Here is a 650-nt window from a genome sequence, read left to right on the forward strand (position 1 = left end):
GTATTCATCGACCCGGCCTGGCTGGTGGAAACCGCCAGCGCCGGGCTGCGGCCGGACGCCGGGCCCGCGCTGGCGTGACTGCAGCGCGCCGGCTACCGGCTGGTGCTGATCTCGCCGCCGGTGGCCAGCGGCGCGGCGGCGCCCCGCGCGGCGATGCCGGCGAGCGCGCTGGCGGAGGCCTTGTCGCCCCACGGTGTCGTGCTGGACGCGAGCTATCGCTGCCCGCATGCGGGCCAGTGCGGCTGCCCATGCGAGCTGCCCGGCCCCGGCCTGCTGCTGCAGGCGGCAGCGGAACTGGCGCTGGAACTGCGACGCAGCTGGTTGATCGGGCCACCGCGCCGGCTGCCGCACGGTGCTGCTGGATCGGGATGGGGACATGCCGCCGCCGCGCCGGCCTGAGCATGTCGCCGCCAGTCTCACCGAAGCGGTGGCCGACATCCTCTCCACGCCGCCGGGCGCGCGCGGCGGGCAGGCGGCCATCGAGGAGTGGATCGACTGAGAAGCCGGGCTGGCGGAACCGCTGAGCAGGCCCGGCCGCGAAACCCGCGCTGCATCCCCTGGGCCCGCAGCGCCCGTCGCCTTATCAGACGGGGCAGGAGCGAAAGCGGCGGCGCAGGCCCCAGCGCAAGCGCATGGCGTTACGCCCCTAG

The 650-nt window shown here is 75.5% G+C and carries 2 protein-coding genes; both read left to right on the forward strand.

Annotated features, from left to right (window positions below; translation table 11 throughout):
- The first annotated feature begins 102 nt into the window (after positions 1-102).
- Positions 103-399 (forward strand): hypothetical protein, encoded by a 297-nt coding sequence (locus tag GRF61_RS24240; protein WP_169153168.1) that lies wholly within the window; start codon positions 103-105, stop codon positions 397-399.
- The gene (locus GRF61_RS25150; RefSeq protein WP_282447272.1) at positions 377-499 is read left to right on the forward strand and encodes a hypothetical protein; all 123 of its coding nucleotides are present in this window, start codon (positions 377-379) and stop codon (positions 497-499) included. Before GRF61_RS24240 ends, GRF61_RS25150 begins: the two co-directional genes overlap by 23 nt.
- Positions 500-650: the final 151 nt, after the last annotated feature.

Origin of the sequence: Azoarcus sp. TTM-91, from assembly GCF_012911025.1 — a bacterium.
Classification (GTDB): Bacteria; Pseudomonadota; Gammaproteobacteria; order Burkholderiales; family Rhodocyclaceae; genus Azoarcus.